At 44.6% G+C, this 1,005-nt stretch carries 1 protein-coding gene; it reads right to left on the bottom strand.

Annotated features, from left to right (window positions below; all coding sequences use genetic code 11):
- Positions 1–1,005: reverse transcriptase domain-containing protein (locus tag DF185_RS24725; protein ID WP_133250143.1), on the bottom strand; the 1,005-nt coding region annotated here is incomplete at both ends.

The following is a 1,005-nucleotide window of genomic DNA, read 5'->3' as shown; positions in this document are numbered from 1 at the left end:
TTTCCGCTTCCCTTCAGGATTCCAAGTTAGTGCTTGCCTCGTGATGCAGTTTGACGAGTTGCGTAATGTATGTCCTATCCATTTCCATCGTCTTTTCCTGATTTCTTCTTCAGCTGGAAGTTGGTTTGTTCTCTCCCACAGAAGGCTATTGCTGATGGTATCCGGCCAATGGATGTTGAGTATCTTGCGTAGACAGCTATTTATAAATACTTGTACTTTCTTGATTGTGGTTGTTGTAGTTCTCCAAGTTTCAGCTCCATACAGTAGAACTGCCTTGACGTTCGTATTGAAGATTCTCACTTTGATATTGGTTGAAAGTTGTTTTGAGTTCCATATGTTCTTCAATTGTAGGAATGCGGCCCTTGCTTTGCCAATCCTCGCCTTTACGTCTGCATCTGAACCTCCATGTCTATCGACGATGCTTCCCAGATATGTGAAGGATTCTACATCTTCCAGAGTTTCGCCATCAAGGGTGATTGGATTGCTGTTCTCCGCTTTGAATTTGAGGACCTTGGTTTTCCCTTTGTGTATGCTGAGGCCTACTGATGCAGAGACTGCTGCTACACTGGCTGTCTTCATCTGCATCTGTTCGTGTGTACGTGATAGGAGGGCTAGGTCATCTGCGAAGTCCAGATCGTCTAATTGGTTCTGAGCTGTCCATTGTATTCCGTGTTTTCCCTCAGATGTCGAGGTCTTCATAATCCAGTCGACCACCAGAAGAAAGAGGAAGGGAGAGAGTAAACAGCCTTGTCTGACTCCGGTCCTTACTTGGAATGCATCTGTCAGCTGTCCTCCATGCACTACTTTGCACTGTAGTCCGTCGTATGAGTTCCGGATAATATTGACAATCTTCTCAGGAACTCCGTAGTGTCGAAGAAGTTTCCATAATGTCCTCCTATCTACACTGTCGAATGCCTTTTCATAATCAATGAAGTTGATGTATAGTGACGAGTTCCACTCAACTGATTGTTCGACGATGATCCGTAGTGTTGCAATTTGGTCTGT

Source organism: Marinifilum breve, assembly GCF_003202155.1.
In the GTDB taxonomy this organism is placed as follows: domain Bacteria; phylum Bacteroidota; class Bacteroidia; order Bacteroidales; family Marinifilaceae; genus Marinifilum; species Marinifilum breve.
The sequence above is the reverse complement of the archived record's forward strand: the minus strand, read 5'-3'. Positions and strand labels throughout refer to the sequence as shown.